The organism is Ruminococcus sp. (assembly GCF_016283395.1).
Window position 1 is genome coordinate 12,432 of the sequence record NZ_JAEEMU010000054.1, and the last position, 22,745, is coordinate 35,176.

At 39.5% G+C, this 22,745-nt stretch carries 16 protein-coding genes; 14 read left to right on the forward strand and 2 right to left on the reverse strand.

Annotated features, from left to right (window positions below; translation table 11 throughout):
- Nucleotides 1-113 precede the first annotated feature (113 nt).
- The 6 genes from QZZ41_RS14035 to recQ all read left to right on the forward strand — a co-directional run bounded on the left by QZZ41_RS14035 (nt 114) and on the right by recQ (nt 10,005).
- Nucleotides 114-1,820, forward strand: a complete 1,707-nt coding sequence (locus tag QZZ41_RS14035) for a dockerin type I repeat-containing protein (RefSeq protein ID WP_295073486.1) — start codon at nt 114-116, stop codon at nt 1,818-1,820.
- Nucleotides 1,821-2,016: 196 nt separating this feature from the next.
- Nucleotides 2,017-2,568, forward strand: coding sequence for a sigma-70 family RNA polymerase sigma factor (locus QZZ41_RS14040; RefSeq protein WP_295073489.1), 552 nt, complete (start codon nt 2,017-2,019; stop codon nt 2,566-2,568).
- A complete protein-coding gene (locus QZZ41_RS14045; RefSeq protein ID WP_295073492.1) occupies nt 2,558-3,490 on the forward strand; it encodes a hypothetical protein in 933 nt (310 codons plus the stop codon). Before QZZ41_RS14040 ends, QZZ41_RS14045 begins: the two co-directional genes overlap by 11 nt.
- Before the next feature lie 26 nt (nt 3,491-3,516).
- Nucleotides 3,517-5,379: a dockerin type I repeat-containing protein gene (locus QZZ41_RS14050; RefSeq protein ID WP_295073495.1), complete on the forward strand. Its 1,863-nt coding sequence runs from the start codon at nt 3,517-3,519 to the stop codon at nt 5,377-5,379.
- A 191-nt stretch (nt 5,380-5,570) separates the two neighbouring features.
- Nucleotides 5,571-7,913, forward strand: coding sequence for a leucine-rich repeat protein (locus QZZ41_RS14055; RefSeq protein ID WP_295073497.1), 2,343 nt, complete (start codon nt 5,571-5,573; stop codon nt 7,911-7,913).
- A gap of 244 nt (nt 7,914-8,157) precedes the next feature.
- Nucleotides 8,158-10,005, forward strand: coding sequence for a DNA helicase RecQ (gene recQ, locus QZZ41_RS14060; RefSeq protein ID WP_295073500.1), 1,848 nt, complete (start codon nt 8,158-8,160; stop codon nt 10,003-10,005).
- Nucleotides 10,006-10,069: 64 nt separating this feature from the next.
- On the opposite strand, the gene QZZ41_RS14065 is transcribed toward recQ, so the two are convergent.
- Nucleotides 10,070-11,212 (reverse strand): glycosyl hydrolase family 18 protein, encoded by a 1,143-nt coding sequence (locus QZZ41_RS14065; RefSeq protein ID WP_295073502.1) that lies wholly within the window; start codon nt 11,210-11,212, stop codon nt 10,070-10,072.
- A gap of 362 nt (nt 11,213-11,574) precedes the next feature.
- Here QZZ41_RS14065 and QZZ41_RS14070 point away from each other — a divergent pair, with 362 nt between their 5' ends.
- From QZZ41_RS14070 to QZZ41_RS15455, 3 genes are all read left to right on the forward strand, one after another.
- A complete protein-coding gene (locus QZZ41_RS14070; RefSeq protein WP_295073505.1) occupies nt 11,575-12,030 on the forward strand; it encodes a hypothetical protein in 456 nt (151 codons plus the stop codon).
- Nucleotides 12,031-12,256: 226 nt separating this feature from the next.
- Nucleotides 12,257-12,454, forward strand: coding sequence for an AAA family ATPase (locus QZZ41_RS15450; RefSeq protein WP_367267482.1), 198 nt, complete (start codon nt 12,257-12,259; stop codon nt 12,452-12,454).
- On the forward strand, nt 12,367-12,705 hold the full coding sequence (locus QZZ41_RS15455) for an AAA family ATPase (protein ID WP_367267483.1): 339 nt from the start codon (nt 12,367-12,369) through the stop codon (nt 12,703-12,705). Before QZZ41_RS15450 ends, QZZ41_RS15455 begins: the two co-directional genes overlap by 88 nt.
- Nucleotides 12,706-12,989: 284 nt before the next feature.
- On the opposite strand, the gene QZZ41_RS14080 is transcribed toward QZZ41_RS15455, so the two are convergent.
- Nucleotides 12,990-14,345 (reverse strand): MATE family efflux transporter, encoded by a 1,356-nt coding sequence (locus QZZ41_RS14080; protein ID WP_295073508.1) that lies wholly within the window; start codon nt 14,343-14,345, stop codon nt 12,990-12,992.
- Between the two features lie 490 nt (nt 14,346-14,835).
- Between QZZ41_RS14080 and QZZ41_RS14085 the strand changes: the two genes are divergently transcribed.
- The 5 genes from QZZ41_RS14085 to QZZ41_RS14105 all read left to right on the forward strand — a co-directional run bounded on the left by QZZ41_RS14085 (nt 14,836) and on the right by QZZ41_RS14105 (nt 22,620).
- Nucleotides 14,836-15,294 carry a hypothetical protein gene (locus QZZ41_RS14085; RefSeq protein ID WP_295073511.1) on the forward strand — a complete coding sequence of 153 codons (459 nt, stop codon included), beginning with the start codon at nt 14,836-14,838 and terminating at the stop codon, nt 15,292-15,294.
- A 65-nt stretch (nt 15,295-15,359) separates the two neighbouring features.
- Nucleotides 15,360-16,403 (forward strand): hypothetical protein, encoded by a 1,044-nt coding sequence (locus QZZ41_RS14090; RefSeq protein WP_295073514.1) that lies wholly within the window; start codon nt 15,360-15,362, stop codon nt 16,401-16,403.
- Nucleotides 16,404-16,578: 175 nt separating this feature from the next.
- Nucleotides 16,579-17,652, forward strand: a complete 1,074-nt coding sequence (locus QZZ41_RS14095; protein ID WP_295073517.1) for a dockerin type I domain-containing protein — start codon at nt 16,579-16,581, stop codon at nt 17,650-17,652.
- A 409-nt stretch (nt 17,653-18,061) separates the two neighbouring features.
- Nucleotides 18,062-20,554 carry a GDSL-type esterase/lipase family protein gene (locus tag QZZ41_RS14100; RefSeq protein ID WP_295073520.1) on the forward strand — a complete coding sequence of 831 codons (2,493 nt, stop codon included), beginning with the start codon at nt 18,062-18,064 and terminating at the stop codon, nt 20,552-20,554.
- Between the two features lie 416 nt (nt 20,555-20,970).
- A complete protein-coding gene (locus QZZ41_RS14105; RefSeq protein WP_295073523.1) occupies nt 20,971-22,620 on the forward strand; it encodes a dockerin type I repeat-containing protein in 1,650 nt (549 codons plus the stop codon).
- Nucleotides 22,621-22,745: the final 125 nt, after the last annotated feature.

A 22,745-nucleotide genomic window follows, 5' to 3' on the forward strand; every position in this document is an offset into this window, starting at 1 on the left:
GTATTTAAAGCATATTGTTTACCACAAATATTGACAAAATTTGTTTATTATGATAGACTAAAAGTGTAAGGGGAGTTTTAGTGACTTCTACAAATGACAGGAGGTAAAAAGCAATGGACATAAGAAATCGGATCAAGGCAATTTTAACGGCAGCTGTTATGGCTGCGGCACCTGTGGCTATGAATATCTCTTCAGCTTCGGCTGAGGATTACATAGTCGAAAATGCACAGGTCCTCACTCTTTTCGGAGATGTAAACTTTGACGGAAACGTGGGTATTTCAGACGCAGTTCAGCTTAACCGCTATCTTCTCGGACGTATCGGCGAGCTGGGAAATATTAAGAATGCTGATCTTTTAGCTGACGGTGTTATTGACGTTTATGACATGGTATACCTGCGAAAACAGCTTGTCTCTGAAATTAAACCTGCGGGTACAAAGCTCAGCGTCAAGGTCGTGGATATGATGTCCGGCGAACCTCTTGATGCTGATATATGTCTTAACGAGATGGTGGAAAATTATTTGTATAATATCGGCAGCGATATTCCTACTAACGGCGAGGAAATAAATTACTACGGACTTCCTGATGATAAGGATTATAAGTATTTTCTTACAGTAAATGGGCTTCCTAAGGGCTACGATACTGCATACAAGACATGGGATCAGGTAGTTATATTCGATATCGAAGCAGGTACAGCTGAGAAGGAATTGATTGTAAGAGTAGCAGCTGATGATACAGAGAATAATGTCAAGTTCACACATATGGACTGGTGTCAGGGCAGAGAGAATATAGGCTACGGCAATCTCACTATTACCGACAAGGACGGCAATTATTACTATCAGAGGCAGTATACCGGAGAAATGGCACTTCCTGACGGTGATTATCATGCTGAGTTCAATTTCTTTGATTACCCTGTTACTTTCGTTGATCCTGACAGTGATTTTGCTGAAATGGTCAAGGAAAACTATCCCGATGCTCAGTTTGAAGACCTTACAAACGGCATTGACTTCTCAGTAGTGAATGGTAAGCCTGACAGGGAACTTTTCCTGAACTTTGGTCCGCTGGAGAACTCTGGCAATACGATAAATGTCAATTGCTATGACAGCATTACTGGAAAGCCAATTGAGGGCGTTAAGCTTTCACTTATTGAAGCTCCTTACAGCTACGCTAAGAAAACGAGCTGGACTTCAGACGGTACTACCAAGGTATTCACCGACCTTTATCGTACAGGCTACGATTGCTATAAAGTCGTGGTCGATGAAGTTCCCGAAGGCTACATAAAGAGTTCAAGAGATCAGGGAGTCGGTTTTGGTTATGCATATAACTATTCGACTGTTTTTGACTTCTATTTCACACCTTACGAAGGCGAGAAAAATCTTTCCTTCAACGTTCTCACATGGCCTGATAAACAGCCATACACAGGCGATTGTACATATACTGTAATGCAGGGCAATTCAGTCGTTCTGTCAGGTATAAAATCAGGCGAGCTGTTCGGTATCAAGGACGGAGAATATATGCTCTATGCTGAGTCATATGGTGATGAGCCGTATTGCGGCGCATGGATAAACTCAGAACTTGGTCAGGAACTTGCAGAGGAGACTGATGTATTTGCTGACGGAGCAGCATTCAAGTCGGATATGGCAAAGTTCACAGTAAAGGACGGCGAGATAGACAAGGTCATCACTCTTTATGTCGGCGACAAAGAAAAAGGCATGGCTGAATTTGAAAAAGAAGAAATAGAAAGACAGAAGCGTGAGGAAGAGGAGAGGATCCAGAAAGAAGAGGAATACAAAAAACTGATCTCCGCAGAACTTGAAGATTAAAAAATGCGCACAGCAGCCGTATGACTGCTGTGCGTTTTTTATCAGGAGAAGACTTGATATCTATTGTAATTGCCGATGCCCCGTGATATAATAGTTAAAAATAAAAAATTACTTGATTTGCTTTGAGTTTTTCCTAAAAAGTGGTACTAATATAATATAGGGCAAAGTACAAGCCCCTGAGAGGAGGAATCTCTCCATGGATAACGGTGCAAGTAGCTACCACCGTTTCCTTGCAGGCGATGATGAAGGTTTATATGAATTAATAAAGGGATACCGTAAAGGATTGATGCTGTATCTGAATAGCTTTGTACAGGATATTCACACGGCTGAGGAGCTTACTGAGGACACATTTGCGGAACTTGCAGTCAACTGTCCTAAGTATTCGGAGAAAAGTTCCTTCAAGACGTGGCTTTACGCTATCGGACGCAATATAACTATAAAATATCTGCGCAAACATTCTAAACTCAGCATCGTTCCGCTGGAATCGCAAAAGCACCTTGCTGACGAAAAAAACATCGAAAGCAATTACATAAAAAGCGAACAAAAGCGAATTGTTCATAAAGCTCTGCATAGCCTGAGATTGGAATATCGACAGGTTTTGTATCTTTCCTATTTTGAAGAATTCAGTAATGCAGAAACTGCCATGATTATGAAAAAGACTAAACGGCAGGTAGAATCTCTGCTATACAACGCTAAACAAACGTTAAGATCTGAATTGGAAAGGAGCGGCTTTGAATATGAAGAATGATTATGAGATGTATCAAAGTGTTCTTTCCAAACGAAATGAACATCGCCTGAGAAAAGAACGGCGAATTCGTATTATCAAGCGAACCGTTCCTGTTCTGACTTGTTTTGTTTTAACCGTTGTTTTGGTACTCGGTTGGAAGCACGTTGATAAAATGCCGATAATTCCGTCAGATCCCGAAATTATTGATGTAACAGCCATAACTACATCGCAAGCAAGTACATCGTCGATCACAGGGAACGTTTCTACAGTTACAACAAATACAGCTGCAACAAAAGCAGCTCAGACGCAAAAAAAACCAGACAGTACTACCCACAGCAATACATCTGTAAATACAGCATTTACAAAAGCTCAGACATATGCTCAGAATACCGTTCAGACTATACATACTACTGCTGCTGCAAGGACTCAGATCACCACAACAGTTGTTACTAAAGAAACAGCTAAACAAACAGCTATTACCGAAAAGCACACCACAGAAGCTTCCACAAGCGTGACTACGCAATTCGGCGGTTTTGGCGGCGAAGATATGGCTTTTCATACGCTGCCTCAGTCGATCACAACTGTATCGAAAACAACGTTGACTACAGTGACGTCTGTCACAACAACTACGGATAACAGCGGTAACGGTGGCGTTCCGTCACTGCCTATGAACGAAAAATTTCCCCTTGGAATTTTTGATGGAGATATGACATTGTACAGAAATACGTACAGAGTATCCTTTGATAATGTAGGCGATTATATAGGCACAGTAGGAATGAGAGGTCAGTTAAGTATATATTATGCCAAGGCTTATAAGATCAAAAACATAGATCAAGATATTGCTATCGCGGTAAAATTTGAAGAGGACGAGGGGTATTACCTTTACAGGAATAATGATACGACTATAGATACTATCAAAGAGCTTATTTCCCCAGCGGAATAATATTATAAACGAGAGGATGATTATTTATGAGCAAAACCAAGAGAATAATTGCAGCTGTAACGGCAACATTTATGACAATGAGTTCATCTGCTGTTATATCAGCAAATGCAGTCGAAGAAACGGTAAACGTTTCTCTGCTGTCTTCTTCCGAAAATGAATTCATAGAATACACCTTCAATGATATCTATGCCATGACAACGGAAGAAGTAATTTCACTATTCGCAGAAAAAGGATTGACCAAGGATAATGGTTATTATGTTTACGGTCAGGGTGACGATGCAGAGTATGTATATTGCTCCAGTTGGAACGTTTGTATGTTCTCTGAGGATTTCCTCTCTGACAGGACTGTGGAGGAGATCTTAACTGATTATATTCCGTATCAGCACGGTGACTGCTCGTACGATAAAGGTGAAAGTTTATGGGATGAAGACAGGATAGTAAGTGCTCTTGCTCTGCCTGAGGAGTATTTTGAAGTTACTGTATTAAAAAAACGCGTCATCGTTAAAGGTGCAGACAGTACAGATAAAAATAAGATAGCCTGTGATTGCGAAATAAGATGCAAACTTCCCGAAGGGGAAAAACGCGCAGTTATGCGTAATGCAGCGCTGAATTACCTGCAGCTGAGAAAAGATGTCGATAAGCTGTTAGTTGATGATGCTGTACCATATTATGGCAAGGAGAAAACTGCTGCACAGAAATACGCTGAAGCCATTTGCGATTTTATGGCTAATAACGATATACAGGGCGTTGTTTCGCGAGATGTATCTGATGAAAAACTGTCTATTGGTTTTCACGGTGACCATGAGGCAAAGTTGAGAGCTTATATTTCAAAAATAGGTCTTGATAAAAGCGGTATCCCGTATGAATTTGAAAAATTACCCGATTTCGGCGAATTTTATGATCTTAATGTTACAACTGTAAGCCAGCCTACAGAAATCACGACAACATCTACAAGTGTTACAACACTTCTTGCCACAGTCAAGGGTGACGCTAACTGCGACGGAACAGTTGACATGGCTGATATCGTTCTTATTATGCAGGCTCTTGCAAATCCAAACAAGTACGGCGAAAACGGTACAGACGAATATCATCTTACCGCACAGGGCAAGGCAAATGCAGACATGGACGGTGACGGACTCACAGTGGGTGATGCTCAGGCATTACAGAAAATGCTTCTCGGACTTGATGATACAAACAGCAGTCAGAGTACTGATAAAGAGCAGAACAATAACGTTGTAAGTCAGGACGTAGGATTTGGTCAGAAATGGAACGGAAAGCCTGTTTCTTATGAATTATACACGGTATTGAACAATACTACAGATGAGAATACTGTTATATTTGTATATCCGCAGTTCAAAAGCAGCGAGAACTATAAATATAATGGCAAGACTATAGCAGAGTACAGCGAAGATGTAAGCAGCAATAACCTGCTTGATGAAAAGCTGCACCAGATACTCAAAGACGGCGACCAACTGAAATACGGAGAGCTGCTGTACACAACAGGAACTCCTGACGGCGAAAAATGGGCAAAGGAATTGTATGAGCAGAGAGTCGGTTTTTACGGAGATGAATTCCTTGCAAAGTATATCATAAACGGCGAATTCCTGAGAGATAAGGTCGAAGCTGATATCAAGAACTTCAGCAACGCTCCTCATAATGCTTTAGCGGAAGCTCTCAAGGCTTATAAAAAATCTATGATACAGGACTCGATCGAGCAGCTCAAACAGCAGAACATCAGATATGAGTACAGTGAAGCTTCTGATGAACTAATCATAAAAGTGACTTCCGAGGAGTTCAAATCATTATCTATTGAAAATGTTTTATATTATTGCTTAGCTTCAACATCTTTCGATTATGGCTTTGTATCGACAAACGGCGCAAATTTATAATATCCGGATCAGCATGTATTCAAATAAGGCTGTGTGACTAAGAGGTTGCGCAGCCTTTCTTTTGAAGTTTTTTCAGTGTAAAATTTTCTAAATTGTAAATTTTGAGATAGGAATATTGTTTTGTCCGAGTTTTAATGATATAATATAAATATGCCGTAAAAGGCAAATGATATAATCAAAGGAGAAAAACTATGGAAATCAAAAAAATCATCGCAGCTGTAACAGCACTTGTGCTCGTTGGGGGAGCCTGCAATGTTACAGAGGGGAAAAACGTTATCAGCAGCGTTTGCGCAGCCGATACCGAGGCTTCTGCCGAGGTAGTAAAGGACGGTATCAAGTACAAAATAAGCAACGGTGAAGCGATTGTCAGTGGGGCAGAAGACGATTCTATCGTTGATCTTGTAATACCTGATGAGGTGGACGGCTGTCCTGTTACAGCGATAGGCTACTGCGCTTTTGATGCGAGTAGTTCAGGTTGTCGGCATATTAAATCAGTGGTTCTTGGAAAAAATGTAAAAAAGATAGATTCTCAAGCTTTTGATGAATGTTATGAGCTTGAAACTGTTACTCTTAACGATGAACTTGAATCTATCGGTACATATGCTTTCAGCGGATGTTTCAGCTTAAAAGAGGTCAAAACAGGAAGCAAGTTAAAGGAAATCAAAAGAGATGCTTTTTGCCTGTGTGTAAATCTGAAGAGCTTTGAGATAGGCGAAAGTGTAGAAGAAATACAAAGTGGAGCTTTTCAAAGAACAGGTATTGAAGTCTTTGAAGTTCCTGAAAGATTTGAAAAGGCCGAAAACGTTTTTGTTTCTTATGATATTCCAAAGGAGTATTGCGGTATCGTTAAAATAAAGAATCCGGAATGTGAACTCTGTGATGAAACTCGTTGGGAAAATACACTTATAGTCTGTGATGAAAATTCCAATGCAAGATATCAGGCAGAACGTTATAAATTGAACTGGTGTACTTTTGAGCAGTTTGAAAATGGGGATTACGATAAACAGGAATTGTCAGCGCTTGATCCTCTGATAACTTTAAGAGATTACGGTATGTCATTTAAAGAGACTAATGGTGGTCTCAAGGTAGAGGAAATACCTATGGTAAAAGACGGAACACTGGTCATTCCTGATGAGGTTGACGGCATACCTGTTGTTGAATTCGGAATGTATACCGAAGGAATACAATATATAAGAATAAATAGCAGAGTTGCAGAAGATGTAAAGGAAATAGTTCTCGGAAAAAACGTAAAGAGAATAACTGAACGTGGATTTGAGGAGTTCAGAAATCTCGAAGTGATCGAGGGCGGTGAAGGCCTTGAAGAAATAGGTAAGTACGCATTTGGAAGGCTTGATAAAGTTAAAAGCATATCATTTAGTGATAATATCAGGAATATTAAATTCAATCCCTGTGATGACTTTTTAAGTGAACTTGCATACGGCATGGAATTTGACGAGTCCGAAGGTGAACTTGTTATTACAGACATAAGTGAAAGTGCTTTAGAAGACGGAACTCTGGTAATTCCTGATGAAGTACAGGGTATGCCTGTAGCATATTTAAACGCAGCAGGTACAAAAAAGCTGGCTTCATCAACTGAAAGTGAGGGATACACTCTCTCAGTTTATGTCTACCCGTCGTACAGGAGCAATTTTATACCAAGTGAAGTAAAGAAACAGATCAAAAAAGTCGTTATCGGCAAAAATCTAAAGGTTATTCCTTTAGAAACATTCAGTGGCTGCAAAAATCTTGAAAGCATTGAAGGCGGAGAAGGCGTTGAATATATAGGAAACGAGGCTTTTGCAAACTGTGAAAAACTTGCTTCGCTGAAACTGTATGACAATGTCATAGAAATGAATGATTCTGCTTTCAGTGGCTGCACTAACCTTAAAAAGGTCGAGATAGGCAATGGATTAAAAGAAATAGAAGATAAAGCTTTTAGCGGCTGTACTAACCTAAAAGAGGTCAAGTTTGGCAACGGATTAAAGGAAATAGGAAATTCTTCATTCAAAGGCTGCGAAGCACTTGAAGAGATCAGCTTACCGGATAGTCTTTCCGAAATAGGCTGGTATGCTTTTAATGGTACAGATATGAAAACTATCATTATTCCTGAAAACGTAAAAAATATCGGTGTAGATTCGTTTACATGGAAAGATGATGCTTCTGAAGAAAAAGTCATAGTCAAGATCTATTCTGCCAATTGTGATCTCTATTCAAATTCCATTGACCTGAAAAAGGTTGAAAAGATATATGGATATGCAGATTCAACTGCGAAAAAAATTGCAAAGATCAACGGCGTCGATTTTTATGCTTTCGGCGATGCTAACGGCGATGATGGTGTTGATATGAGCGACGTTGTGCTTGTAATGCAGAGCCTTGCAAATCCTAACAAATATGGCATTAACGGTACTGACGAGCACCATATAACAGAAAAGGGTATAGACTGTGCTGACGTTGAGGGCAACGGTAACGGTATCACCTCAAGCGATGCACTAAAGATACAGAAGTACCTCCTCGGACAGGAAAATTTCTCGTAACACAAAGAGTCGATAACGAATTATGTGTAAACGTAAAATGGTGCAATAGAAAAGAGTATGATAAGGCCGGCTGTGACAGCCGGTCTTATATATGTGTGACATTCCATTCAGTACATATTTATGCGGCTGTCTGGCACTTTTTGATAAAATCGGATATCTGATAATTCACGATTATCAGTAATATTCTTGCATTTTTGCAGCTGTGATGTTATAATAAAAATAATAACATCGGTAGGTGGTGCATATGGACAAACTAACGGTATTGAATGAATATTTTGGTCACAGGGAGTTTCGAAGCGGACAATCGGAGCTTATAGACCATATTATGGACGGCGGCGATGTGCTCGGCATCATGCCGACAGGAGCAGGGAAGTCTTTGTGTTATCAGGTGCCTGCTATTATGCTGAACGGCGTTACAATAGTTATATCTCCGCTAATCTCTCTTATGAAGGATCAGGTCAGTGCACTTGTAACGGCAGGCATCAGTGCTGCTTGTATCAACAGCTCTCTTATGCCTGAGGAATACTACGAAGTCATGCACCGCGCCTGCCGCGGCGAATATAAGCTGATATATGTTGCTCCCGAACGTCTTGGCACACAGGAAATGGAGCACCTTGTCTCGTCAATAAAAATAGCTATGGTCACTATCGACGAAGCACACTGTGTTTCGCAGTGGGGACAGGATTTTCGCCCGAGCTATCTTCATATCACCGAATTCATCAGAAGCTTGCCGCAGCGTCCGATAGTCAGTGCTTTTACGGCAACTGCCACGGATACAGTAAAAGAGGACATAGTTCGTTTGCTTGGACTTTATGAGCCGTTCTCCTTAGTTACAGGCTTTGACCGTGCTAATCTGTATTTTTCCGTGTTGAAGCCGCAGAACAAGTATGCAGAGCTGAAAAAACTGCTCGACGGCTTCGGCGACAAATGCGGCATAGTATACTGCATTTCACGCAAAAATGTTGAGGAGATCTGCGATAAGCTAAACGCAGACGGCTACTCTGCCACCAGATATCATGCAGGGCTTGCAGACGCTGAAAGACGTGCTGATCAGGAGGATTTCATATACGACCGCAAGAGGATAATGGTAGCGACCAATGCTTTCGGAATGGGCATAGATAAGTCAAATGTGTCGTTCGTCATACATTACAATATGCCTAAGAATATCGAAAGCTACTATCAGGAAGCAGGACGTGCAGGACGTGACGGCAGTCCCGCTCAGTGTATCCTGCTCTACGGACAAATGGACGTTCGCACAAATAACTTCATGATAGAAAAAAGCCGCGAGGAGAATGATGACCTTTCCGATGAAGAGAAGGAGATCATGCTGGAACGCGACAGACAGCGTCTGAAAGATATGACTATTTATTCGACAACGACAGGCTGCCTTAGAGAATTCATGCTCAGATATTTCGGCGATAAAGCGCACTCTTACTGCGGTAACTGTTCTAACTGCGTTAACGGCTTTGAGGACGTTGATATTACTGTCGATTCGCAGAAAATAGTCTCGTGCGTATTCAGAATAAAGCAAAAAGGACGCTATTTCGGAAAGAGCATGGTGATAGATGTTCTTCGCGGCAGTGAAAATGACAGATTGATCTCTCTCGGCTTTGACAAGCTTTCAACATACGGTATCATGAAAGATGTAACTGTACAAACTATCCGTGCGGAGATCGATTATCTTGCTGCAAACGGATATCTCTGCTGTACTGATGACGAGTATCCTGTCATTGAGCTGACGTCGTTGTCTGCAAAAATATTGAAAGAGCGAATACCTGTACAAATGAAGCTGCCGAAGAAAACTCCAAGAAGCAAACGACTTACAGATGAACAGATAGGCGTGAACGACCTGCTGTTTATGAAGCTCAAATCACTTCGCAGCAAGCTTGCGTCAAAGGCAAAAGTACCTGCGTATGTTGTGTTCTCTGATTCGGCTTTAATGGATATGTGCAGACTGCATCCTGTAACACGCGATGAGTTCCTGAATGTATCGGGAGTTGGCAAGCGAAAAGCAGAGCAATACAGTGATGAGTTCTGCCGCCTTATCAGTGCGCACCTGAGTTCTCATCCTGACAAGAAAAAATATGATTGAAATGATATTCTATATTTTTCCTAATATGTAAAAAACTCCCCGAATTGCTCGGGGAGATTTTTCGTTATTCAATCAGCTTTTTCCTCATAGCGCACAGGTCAAACACATCAAGCCAGTCGTCTTTGCATAGGTCGCCAGCCTGCCAGTTTTTCAGTTCAGTATCTGGTTTGGCAAGCAGCCACATTTGCAAAAGTACAAGGTCAGAGACATTGAAGCTGCCGTCAGAATTAACATCACCTGCAACGGCAGTACCATTGCCGAGAGTATCATTTATCACTTTCAGCAGCGACTTTTCACCTTTTGCGTCCTGAGTCAGCTCCCATATCATGATTCCGCCGTAGTTCTTTGCAAGCTCGGCTTTCTTTGCAATAGTTTCGGCTCCGTTGTAGGTAATTCCGTTATATTTGTCCGCACTGTAGTATTCGCTTCCCTTGCTGACAATATCCCCAAAGGACATATATGAGTTCCAGTCAAGCTCACCGTCCGAGGTGTAGCCTCTGCCGTAGAACGGAACACCGAGAACCAGTTTCTCGCTTGGGATTTTCTTCTTTTGGGAGAAATAGTCAAGGCATTCGACGGAGTATTCGTATGAAGCGTGGGAGTACTTGTCCTCGTCATTGTCATAAGCCATAACGTTCACAAAATCAAAGAGTGCGAAGGTTTCGGGAGATACTTTCTCGGCTACCCACTGAGCTGTAGCAGTAGACATCTTCATATCTCTTGTGTCACAGAGAGTGCGCAGCTCCGCACACCAGTCCCCATAGTAGTTCCATATATTATTACTTGAGCCGAGCTCGATGTCGAGGTCAATACCGTCAAAGGCGTAGCTGTCGCAGTAGTCCATAATATTCGTGTTGAACGCTTCACGTTCCTCGGGAGTATCGAGGTGCTGTAAGTAGCCGTCACAGCCACCGCCGCCGCCCAATGCTGCAAAGACTTCTACATCGTGACTGTGTGCCTTTGCAATAATACTTTTCAGCTCATCTTCGGGAATATCACAGTATATCGTTCCGTTTTCGTCAGGATTGCAGAACGCTATATTGATATGCGTGAGCTGACTGAGGTCAAGGTTACTGAATGGTCTGTAGTTCCAGTCGGGAAGATAACCGACTATCCTGTGCTGAGATTTACTTTCCGCTACCGCTGAATATGTAGGTACGGCAAGAGATGCCGCGGCGAATATTGCAATTATCCTGTGAGCTTTCATGCTGAGATCCTCCCCGTGATCATGTTATTTCTATTATAAGCGACCGATGTATAATTGTCAATCCACAGAAAATGGTAAGAAGTATAAAAAGGGAATAACAACGTTTGGTTTGAGGTTATCATGATAATTATATTAAAATTTGGCCACATAAGAATTGGTATAATTTGCTGAAATGTGTTGATTTGAGAAGTGAAATGTGGTAAAATATACCTATAAAAGGTGTTTTGTTATCTGTATAGGTAAGTAATATCAACATAAAGGGGAGTTTCCGCAAATAAGTATTGGCATTTACTTTGTGGATTTCTGATTAAGGAGATAATAACATATAAAATGTTTTAGAATAGTATGGAGGGAAAAAAGAAATGCGATCCTTATCACAATTGGCATTTAAGCAGTTTAAATCAATATGTAATAAAATTGGCATTGAAAAAATAAAAGAGTATGCTTTAGAATACAATCTTTTTGGCGGAAAAGCTAAATTACCTAAAAGTAAAATAGGAATAGAAATAATATATAAGAAAAGATATAGTTCAGCTTTTAATACTTTTGTTGAAAAAGAACTCAAAAAGATTGGTTACATGGATATTGATGATTTTCTAAGTGTAAATGTAGGTGATGTAAATAAAGCTAACACTGTTTTAGAAAAAGAACAGATAAGTAATGAGGTATCATATTTGAGTGAAATTATTGAAAGCTTGAAAGAATTAGGCGGCAGTGCTCATTTGTCTGAAATCAATGCCAAAATTCTTGAAAGGAATAAATTACCTTATATTAAAACCAATCAAAATTGGCAGCGTCAAGTTAGCAACTCTTTATAGAGCCATTGTAGAGATACGCAAACTTTTAAAGAAGGAAATAAAGAATTGTTTTATTCTGTTAATGGAATAGGTAAAGGCGTATGGGGGCTTATCGGATATAAGACTGATAAGAGTGATGAAACAATAGATTCTTTAACTGTAACAGAAAAAGACAATACTTACACAAAAAAAGATTTCTTTTCGCAAGTTTACATAACCGAAAAAACAGTACGACACCCTTGCCGCCTTGCTTAAATACAAGAAAAACATAATCCTGCAAGGCTCTCCGGGCGTGGGCAAGACCTTTACCGCTAAGCGTCTGGCGTATTCGCTCATGGCGAGAAAGATGATAGCCGTATCGAGTTTATCCAGTTCCACCAGAGCTATTCATACGAGGACTTTATCATGGGCTATCGTCCGAATGATGATGGCTCATTTGAGCTGAAAGAGGACGTGTTCTATCGGTTCTGCCGTGATAAAGCCGAAAAAGATCCCGAACGTGATTATTTCTTCATCATCGATGAGATTAACCGCGGCAATCTCAGCAAGATTTTCGGTGAACTGCTCATGCTCATTGAAAAGGACTACCGCAGCGAGACTGTAACTCTTGTATACAATACAGAACAATTTTCCATACCCGATAATCTGTATATTGAAATAAAACCTATCATTGGTAAACGCATATTTGTAAGCTGATAGCAAGTTGTCGGATACTGTCATTTCCCCGAACATAAAGGCAGTATCACCAAACTACTTTGAAAAGTCACGACTGTCTGAAAAAGAAATGCCATTATTTTGAAAAATACGAAGATAATTCGTATTGAGCAGCTATTGAGCAAATACAAGCTGCAAATAGAAGAAAAAAGGCTTCTCCGAAATGAGGAAGCCTTGGCTATTTGAAGCTGTTTACATACAATGCGGATACAAACATCGGATAAGATACTTATGCTCTGACAAACTTATTGAGCGTATAATATTTTTCAAACTATTGTAGTTTTATTTGTAAAATGCATTGTTTTTTTGAAATGTATGTATACTGCAAAACACATGATGATCTGCAAAACTGTGGAACACGGAGTTGCAAGGCCTATCCTGAACAGAGAACAGTTTCCTGTCTGCTGCATAAGGAATGCAACTGGTATCCTCACAAGGAAAGCTCCACATATACCTTGTATCATAACAAACTTAGTTTTTTCAATACCGTTGTAGAAACCTATAAAGCAGAATAGGAAACAGGTAAAAAGGCAGTCGATGGCATAGGCTTTCAGATAATCCCATGCAGCGGCAACTATATCAGGATTGTCGGAGAATACTCCCGAAAGCAAATTGCCATGAAAGAACGCAAGGAAGAACATAACAACACCGAACAGTAGTGATACTGCAATACCGCTTTTGAGAGCTTTCACGGCACGGTCTGTGTGTCCTGCACCGTAGTTCTGAGCAACGAATGCGGACATGGACTGCATAAAGGCTATCGGAACGAGCATGATGAAAGCACAAACCTTATTTGCAACACCTACACCAGCTGATGCTGTAACGCTGATATGGTTTACAATAGCAAGTATTACAAGAAACGAAATACCAACAAGGAAATCCTGTAATGCTATAGGCGTACCGATACGGATAATGTTTTTAGCGTGGATCTTTTCCATTTTCAGATTCGTTCTGTGAAAAACAAAAGGCAGTTCCTTTCTCCTGATAATAAAGAATGAAATGATAACACTGACAAGCTGCGCCATGACTGTTGCAAGCGCAGCACCTGTCGCGCCGAGGTTTAAGACAGTAACAAACACAAGATCACCTATGATATTGAACACGCAAGCGACACCGACTGCAATAAGCGGTGTCTTGGAATCTCCAAGGCCTCTGAATATACTGCCGAGCAGATTATAGGCTGTGATGATGAGAAAGCCTCCGCCGCAGATCCTGATATAGCTTTTAGTCAGGTCAAACGCCTCCTCGGGAGCTTGCATGATAGCTGCAAGTCCTCCGGCACCTGTTACACTGATGGCAGTGAATATTGCTCCTGTTATTGCAAAGATGATGAGACCTGTTCCAATCGTCTGAGCAGCATCTTCGGGACGTTTCTGTCCTATACGCTGAGCGACTGAGACCGTGATGCCCATAGAGAAACTGACAATAAGGTTGGTCAGTGTCTGAAGTATCTGTGAACCCGTGGAAACCGCAGATACATCGGCATCTGTTCCAAACTGACCTACCACAAGGAGATCAACTGCACCGTACAGCGATTGAAGAAACATCGCAAAAAGTACAGGCAGCATGAATCTCAGAAGCTTAGAAAGTATCGCTCCATCAGTGAAGCTGTTGGTTTTCATTCATATACCTCCACAAAAAAAGCCGGACAAAACAGCAGACGTTTCAGCCTATAGTCTTATCCGGCATTACATTTAAATGCTTTGCCCTCGATGCAGCATTATACCACATATAAACGCAAATGTCAATATTATTTATTCATAAGCATATTCATACTAACTCAGACAAATCATCTTAAAGCGGTTATTCTGCTATTGACAACGATCAGCAACCGATGAATTGGAAAGTGTATAATACATTTTAAGTATCAGAAGTATAAAGTTAAAGTGATGATATAAAACATACTGAACAGATAATAAAACGTGCAGCTTCGGCTGCTCTCTTTTTATCTATGTATATTTGATATATTATTGATTATACTATCGGCATTTTACACAAATCATACATGATGATTTGTATCAAATAACTAATATAATTCTAAAATGTGCGATATTAATAAACAATTAAAACTATCTTTCAAATGTGATGTTATGATTAAATAAAGCAATAAGTTTGCTGTATAAATTAAGGGGGAATTTATATGAGAAAACGCAGAATATTCAATATATCAGAGGAAAGATAAAAAAGGATATTACTCTTGATAGGTCAAGATACTGGATAATTGATGGTGATGTGACACTTAATGAGGGCGTAATAATGATCATAAAGCCTGGGACACAGGTTGAATTTAAGAATTATAGTACATTAAATGCTGATCATGGCTTGCTTATTAGTAAAGGCACTGATAACGATCCAGTTTCATTATTTGGATATGGAATGATTAGTGGTGGAATGGGATGGAATTTGATTGAAGAATCAAAAGTAGGAAGTGCATTGTTAGACCCTCCGTCTCAATTTATATATACAGAAATTGTATCTCTTGATTTTGATGTCAGTTACTGTGATCATTGCAAAATATTTTCACGTGGTTATGGAACACATAGAAATGTAATTGAACAAAAAATTTTATAGTGTACTGTCCTACTTATAGATGTGATTATGATACATTTGAGACATATTATAATTCAGAAAACTGTTTGTTTAATTGGTTAAATGCAAATTATTATAGTGAGCAAAAAAATAATGTCTATATCAGGGATTCGTTTTTTGATATGTTTTCTTATCCCTTTAATAGAAATTTTTGCTTAAATGGAACATCAAATAATAATGCGATATTATTTGTTGAGCCGCAGAATGTCAACATATATCAAATGTGTAAAAAAGGAATAAGGAATTATTATGGAACAGATAATCCTCAGTTTGGTGCCAATTATGATGAGGAAGATTTGAAACAATTATCAAGCGATTCATACCTTACACTTGTCTCGCCTGAAATTGAAAAAATGTATCCTTTTATGACAGAAGCTTATGTTACTGATGAAAAGGGCGAACGTATTGAAAACGCTTATCCTGGGCAGACATTAATGGTTCATGTGAAATTCAATCGTGATATGGCAACGGATATTCAGCCTGATGTAACAGCAGTAAAGTATTATGATAGTTTTGAAAGAATAAATGGTTTAGATTTCCCTGTCTTTATAGATTATTCAGATGAAATCGGTTATATGGACTATAAAGTTTTAGGCAGTTGGGTATCACCAAGGGAGTGGATAGGAAAAATTATACTGGATGATTCAGCTGGAGAGGGGATGATATATATTCGTTCTGAGGGTGCCGTTGCAGCTGATGACCGATGGCTTGTTACGGGCAATGACGTAGGAAGATTTGGTATTAATGTTGTAAAACCTGCAACAATTCAATCTTATACATTAATAGGAGAAGGTGTTTCAGGCGGAAATAAGCTTACATTAACTCAAGGAGTAACCCAAACCGTCGCAGACTATAATCTATATCGTTCAATAGGCGATTCAAATGTTTATTTGAAAATCAATAAGTCGCTCATTTCAAATGAGGATTTACAGTACGTTGATACTGATGTAATTACAGGTCAGAAGTATTATTACTATTTTACTTCTGTTGATACAGATTTTACGGAGTCAAAACCTTCAAATATTATTGAATGTGTTCCATTGAAAATGAAAAAAGCCTGTTATAAACAAAGTAACTGTAACAGGAACTAAAACGGGCGATGATATTAAAATAACAGCTGACGTTGATAATGATACATATTTCAAAAATATGACGCTTTATTATAAGTATGACGCAAGCTATACGTGGAACGTTATAAATATGCAAAACAATGGCAGTTATGTATATGAAGCAGTAATTCCGTCAGATAAAGTTAAAGAAGGTAATTTGGAATACTATATCGAGGCTTTTGATAGTTTTAATAAGGCAAATTACGGAAGCAGAAGTAATCCATGTATTATTAAAATTACTTCTTCTGCAATAATTACTCAAATAACAACTACCATTGCAACTACGACCACCACTACCACTAATGTTAATGTTCCTAAGATATTAAACTTATTCATACCAGAAGCTAAAGCTAATGAAACAATCCTTGCATATGCAGAAATTTATGTAAGTGGTGATATAACCGCTGTTCTGAAGTATAAATACGAAGATGAAAACAAATGGAAAAGTGTACCTATGCAAAATATGAGTACTTGGGAATATATTGCTGTAATTCCTTCAGATGATAGCAGACAGGGAACACTGCAATACTATCTTGAGGTTTCAGATGGTTATAATACATCATATTTTGGAAATGCAGAAAAATATTTAAAGATTAAAGTTACTGCTGCATCTTCAACAACTACAAGTACGATGACAACTACTACAACGTCAACAACTACAAGTACGATAACAACTACTACCACAACATCTACAACTACAAATACAACGACAGCTGCTACATCGATTACAACAACAATACCGCTGTCTTTGGAAGTAACATCTATATCTATAAAAAACGGTGAACAATACAAGATACCGTTAGATCGTGGAGATCTAACATTTAAATCAAGTAATACAGATGTTGTTGTTTCGGGTGATGGAACAGTTACTGCTGTCGGAGCAGGAGACGCCGTAATCACCATAATTGATAAGAACTATAACGTTAAGCAGTTAAAAATAACGGTCAATGATAATGAAATAAGTAAGCCTGAGTATACTCTTGGTAATGTGAATAACAGCGTAATAATAGATGCCGTTGATGCTTCGGCTGTGCTAAAGTATTATGCGCGCATATCAACAAATCAGGAGGGTGGTTTTACAGAAAAACAGGAACTGGCTGCAGATGTTAATTCTGACGGTATAATCGACTCGGTTGATGCTTCAAGAATTCTTGCCTACTATGCATATGTTTCGACTACAAATGAAGAAGCAAAGTCTATGGAAGAATTCATGAAGAAAAAAACAAAATAAGCTAACATAAATTCGGGGCTTAGTGCCTCGAATTTTATTTTCCACTTTTTTAGCTTTGGAACGAATCTTCAGTGACAAAGTGCTGCACGTCTGTAGAAGTACAGTGCTTTCCATATGTGTTTTTGAGCAAGCAGCTTATTATGGAGAGGCTATCTAAAAAATTTTGATTTTAAGATAATTTTAAGATAATTTTAAGTATATAATGTTAATTTAATAGTGGATTAAGTGATCTCTATTAGCTAATATATATTCGCGTATAAATTATAATTAGCTTGTATCGTTTTCGTTACAGTAAACGATCGACTTTGAAAGACTAATTAGGTATATACTTTAAATTGGTATAGTTTTAGAAGTAACGGGGATTACTGACATCATAAATTTGCCTATTACAAACAAAGGAGTGAATGAAGTGAAAATTTCAAAAATGAAGAAGATCCTCAGCCTTACAATGTCTGTATTGATGATCGCTGTAAGTGTACCGTTTTCAACAGTGGCAGCTGAGGGGGACATCGATCTTGGCAGTGTTACAGGCGGAAATGTTGGCGGTGGCTTTGACTTTGGCAACATGGGCGGAAACAACGGCGGCTTCGACTTCGGCAACATGGGCGGAAACAACGGTGGCTTTGACTTTGGCAACATGGGCGGAAACAACGGCGGTTTCGATTTCGGCAACATGGGTGGAAACAACGGTGGTTTCGATTTCGGCAACATGGGTGGAAACAACGGCGGTTTCGATTTCGGCAACATGGGCGGAAACAACGGCGGTTTCGACTTCGGCAACATGGGCGGAAACAACGGTGGCTTCGACTTCGGTAACATGGGCGGAAACAACGGCGGCTTTGACTTCGGCAACACCAACGGACAGCAGCAGTCTTCTGATAATACTGAAAACAACATTTCTAAGAATGAAAACGTTATAAAGATAATGCCTGCAGGTGATTCCATTACTTTCGGAATGGGCGATACAGGCGGTTACAGAAAGTACCTTGATTATTTCCTGAAAGAAAAAGGTTATAACAATTTTGATTTTGTCGGCCCTGAGGGAAAAAACAGCGCAAGCTTCAACTACAACGGAAAGAGTGTTACTTACGATGATAATCACGCAGGCTACAGCGGATATACTATCAAGCAAAACTCAGGCTTTGGCAGTTTGTATGATGTTTTGAAACAAAAGAATGCTATAAAGCAAGCGCAGCCTGACATAGTTCTTCTTATCATAGGAACAAATGATATGAACGGCAATCGTGCTACAAGTGCCTGCGAGCAGGATCTGCGTGATCTTGTTGATTATATTCTTACGGATATGCCTTCTGACGGTATGTTATTCCTCTCAACTATCCCCGAACTTGGCGGTGGTATGTTTGGCGGTGGCGGAGACAGATCAGCTCAGATCGCAAGCTACAACGCAGCCGTAAAAAAGGTTGCAGAAGAGTACAAAAGCAATGGAAAGCGTGTAACATTCGCTGATATCCACGGCTGTCTCAATGGAACAGCTGATCTTGGTGACGGTGTTCATCCTAATGCTGTTGGCTACGAAAAAATGGGTAAATACTGGGCAGGAGTCATAGATGAATATCTGAAAACTTCAAAACCAATTACAACAACAGCTACTACAACTATAACTTCGACAACAACTACTACTACAAAAACAACAACACCTGCGATCACTACATCTGTTGATTTTAAATCAGAGCTCGATGCTAAGGTAACAAAGTGGGGCGATGCAAATAATGACGGCGCATTAGATATGAGTGATGTTGTAGCTATCATGCAGTCCCTTGCAAATCCCAATAAGTATAAGCTCAACGGTTCAGGCATATATAACGCAGATGTTTATGAAGCTGGCAGCGGCATCACTTCAAATGACGCTCTAACTATCCAGAAGTATCTCTTAGGTCTCGTTAAGACACTTCCTGAGAGCTATTCATCGAATGTCAATACATCTGAACAAATTACAGCCAATAATTTCACAACAATAACTCAGACAACATCTAAGGCGACAACTACTACAACAAAAGCAAAAACTACCACAGAAATATCAGGTACTACAACCACTACTACTCCTTCAAATTCAGGCAGAAACCTTAATGCTGACATCCGCAAGGATATGCCTACATCAGTTCCGGGCGGCAACGAGGCAAAGGGCTGCAAGGTTGAAAAGAAAACATATAACTGTAAATTCACAGGCGGACAGAAGAGCTGTAACGTTGTTCTTCCTCCTAACTATGATCCAAGCAAGAAATATCCTGTAATGTACGTTCTCCACGGCATCGGCGGTGACGAGGGAAGCATGGTAAACGGTATGGGTGTTCAGGAGCTCATGGCAGGACTTATTGGCAACGGCAAGGCAGAGGAAATGATCATCGTACTCCCAAGTCAGTTCACAAGCAAGAACGGCAGTCAGGGTGGCGGATTCGGTATCAATCAGGCAACCTGCGAAGCTTATGACAACTTCCTCTATGATATCTCGGACAGCCTTATTCCATTCATCGAAGCTAATTACCCAGTTAAGACAGGCAGAGAGAACCGCGCTATCACAGGTTTCTCAATGGGCGGACGTGAAGCTATCTACATAGGTCTTATGCGTCCCGACCTCTTCGCTTACGTTGGCGGAGCTTGCCCTGCACCGGGTATCACACCTGGTAAGGATATGTTCATGGAGCACCCTGGCTGTATGACTGAGAGCGAAATGAAGTTCAGAGACGTAGGTCCGGAGCCTAACGTATTCATGATAACAGGAGGTACTAATGACTCTGTTGTTGGTACATTCCCTAAGTCTTACAGTGACATTCTCACAAGAAACGGTGTTGACCACGTATACCAGTCGATTCCGGGCGGCGGACACGGTGCTGATTCTGTAAAGCCTCATCTCTACACATTCATGAGATATGCTTTTAAATAAATAAAAAATCTTTTAGATCTGTATTGTCGCAAAAAGCAGTTCATTGTAATGTGAACTGCTTTTTGTATTTTATAAAATATAAAAATAAGCGGAAGATAAATGATAAAATAATCATAAACCAAATCCTGCACGTCATTTTTTATTCCTGATGGTGAAAATATAGTATAAAAAATGCAATTTAAGTATATTTTAAGCATACTATGTTACACTTAATATGGATTGAATAATCCCTCCACCTCACTATATTTATTCATTTAAAGCTATGCAAATGAATGCATAGCTTTAATTCTTTGCAAAATGTCAAAAAAATTGAAGGCGATTATATGAGAGTTTTTACAGTCTCAAACGTCTAATTTACAGAAAGGTTTTTATTACCTTAAAAAGCATGATAAAATCAAAGAAATGAGGGAATTACAATGAATGCAAAAAAATTACTGAAACGAAATCTTGCCGCTGTTGTATGTGCAGGAATGTTATTCAATCCTGTCATTACAGCTTTTGCCGCCGAAACTGAAGATACGAGTGCAGAAAAAAATCCAACGATGATACTTAATATCAAAGACAATGAAGTTGACAAAGAATTCACAGGACTGCAATTCAATCTGTTTGCGGGTGTTTATGATAAAGAAAAAAAGAAAAATATGAATATTAACTGCGGACATTATGACACGGAAGATAAAAGCAGTATCTGCGTTGAGATCCCAAAGGATATTTTTAATAAATTCACAGACGAAAAAAGATACGAAATAAGCTTTTACATTGAACCCACTAATGTTCGCGGCGAATGTTTTGTTGACGATACGGGAGATATTTACTATAAAGGCGAAGAAAACGAAAGCTATGATGTGATACTGGAAAGATATAATTACACAATAAATATATTTGAAGGTTCCTTAACTCTTACTCCGCCTAAAAAGCTTGAATATAAGATCGGTGAAGAGCTTGATCTTGCAGGAAGCTGGACAATTGGCTGTGGAGTAATCGAAAGTAATTTAGATAATGAACATTATGGTGTTTGGGATGATTTTGGGACTCCATTGTCTTTGCAAAGAATGGATTCTTATGAATTCGATAACAGTAGACCAGGCGAATACGTTATTAAATATAGCCCCCGAAGATCAAATACCGATTATGAAGACAGAATTACTGCAAACCCGAGTGAATTCACCGTTACTGTAGTGGAGTCAGAGAGACCTGAGGGTGCTACAGCAAAAATATCCATTGTTGATGCGGATACAGGTGAAAGTATCAAGGGTATCAAGGCAGCACTGTTTAAAGAAGATAAAAAAAACAGAGACATCTCCCCTTATTCGGACGAACTTATCGCAATGTGGGATACTTCAAATGTTTCTGAAAGACTGTTTACAGAAAAGGATTTTGATCCTGATCAAGACTATTATATAGGTTTTGAGGAAGTACCGAAAGAGTATAAACAAAGTATTTCACGTTCCAAAGATGGTTTTAGATTCAGTGAATTAAAGCTCTTCATATTTGAAAATGAAAATGATAATACCGACTGGACTATTGAACTTAAACGCAACAAAGAGGAGCCTAAGCCCGACGGTACTTTTAATTTCAGACTGTATGAAAGATACAGCGGATTACGTGAGGATTCTAATAATATAGGTGTTGCAGAAATAAAGGACAGCGACGGAAACTCAATAGGCTTTTTCCCACTTGACCGTGATTTTGAACTTCCCGACGGTGATTATTCATCAACCATATCCATATTCTCAAAGGATTACAAGTGCTTCAGTGATGAAACTATCAATTTCTCTGTCAAAGACGGTAAAACTGAAACAAATCTTGATTACAACGTTGAGAATTGGAATTTTGCAGATGTCGGAAACGGCGACAGCAATAATGACGGAACAGTTGATATGTCCGATATCGTCCTCATTATGCAGTCTCTGGCCAACCCTTCAAAATACGGTATTAGCGGCACAGATGAAAACCATATCACAGAAGCAGGCAATCTTCGCGCCGATATTGACGGAAACGGCGTTACAAATATGGATGCAGTCATAATACAGAAATATCTTCTCGGATATTTTGATATCAAATAACAACGAATTTTTTGTACCAAGAAAGAAACTCATATAGAAGTTCAGCCCTGAGGCAATATGTCTTGGGGCTTCTTTCTGTTTATTATCTTTTTTCTTGAAAAAACTCTGGTTTTATGGGTAATCGT

What these genes read in the sequence shown, in the direction of transcription:
- QZZ41_RS14035 (WP_295073486.1), top strand. Translation starts at nt 114, where the DNA reads ATGGACATAAGAAATCGGATCAAGGCAATTTTAACGGCAGCTGTTATG.
- QZZ41_RS14040 (WP_295073489.1), top strand. Translation starts at nt 2,017, where the DNA reads ATGGATAACGGTGCAAGTAGCTACCACCGTTTCCTTGCAGGCGATGAT.
- QZZ41_RS14045 (WP_295073492.1), top strand. Translation starts at nt 2,558, where the DNA reads ATGAAGAATGATTATGAGATGTATCAAAGTGTTCTTTCCAAACGAAAT.
- QZZ41_RS14050 (WP_295073495.1), top strand. Translation starts at nt 3,517, where the DNA reads ATGAGCAAAACCAAGAGAATAATTGCAGCTGTAACGGCAACATTTATG.
- QZZ41_RS14055 (WP_295073497.1), top strand. Translation starts at nt 5,571, where the DNA reads ATGGAAATCAAAAAAATCATCGCAGCTGTAACAGCACTTGTGCTCGTT.
- recQ (WP_295073500.1), top strand. Translation starts at nt 8,158, where the DNA reads ATGGACAAACTAACGGTATTGAATGAATATTTTGGTCACAGGGAGTTT.
- QZZ41_RS14065 (WP_295073502.1), bottom strand. Translation starts at nt 11,212, where the DNA reads ATGAAAGCTCACAGGATAATTGCAATATTCGCCGCGGCATCTCTTGCC.
- QZZ41_RS14070 (WP_295073505.1), top strand. Translation starts at nt 11,575, where the DNA reads ATGCGATCCTTATCACAATTGGCATTTAAGCAGTTTAAATCAATATGT.
- QZZ41_RS14080 (WP_295073508.1), bottom strand. Translation starts at nt 14,345, where the DNA reads ATGAAAACCAACAGCTTCACTGATGGAGCGATACTTTCTAAGCTTCTG.
- QZZ41_RS14105 (WP_295073523.1), top strand. Translation starts at nt 20,971, where the DNA reads ATGAATGCAAAAAAATTACTGAAACGAAATCTTGCCGCTGTTGTATGT.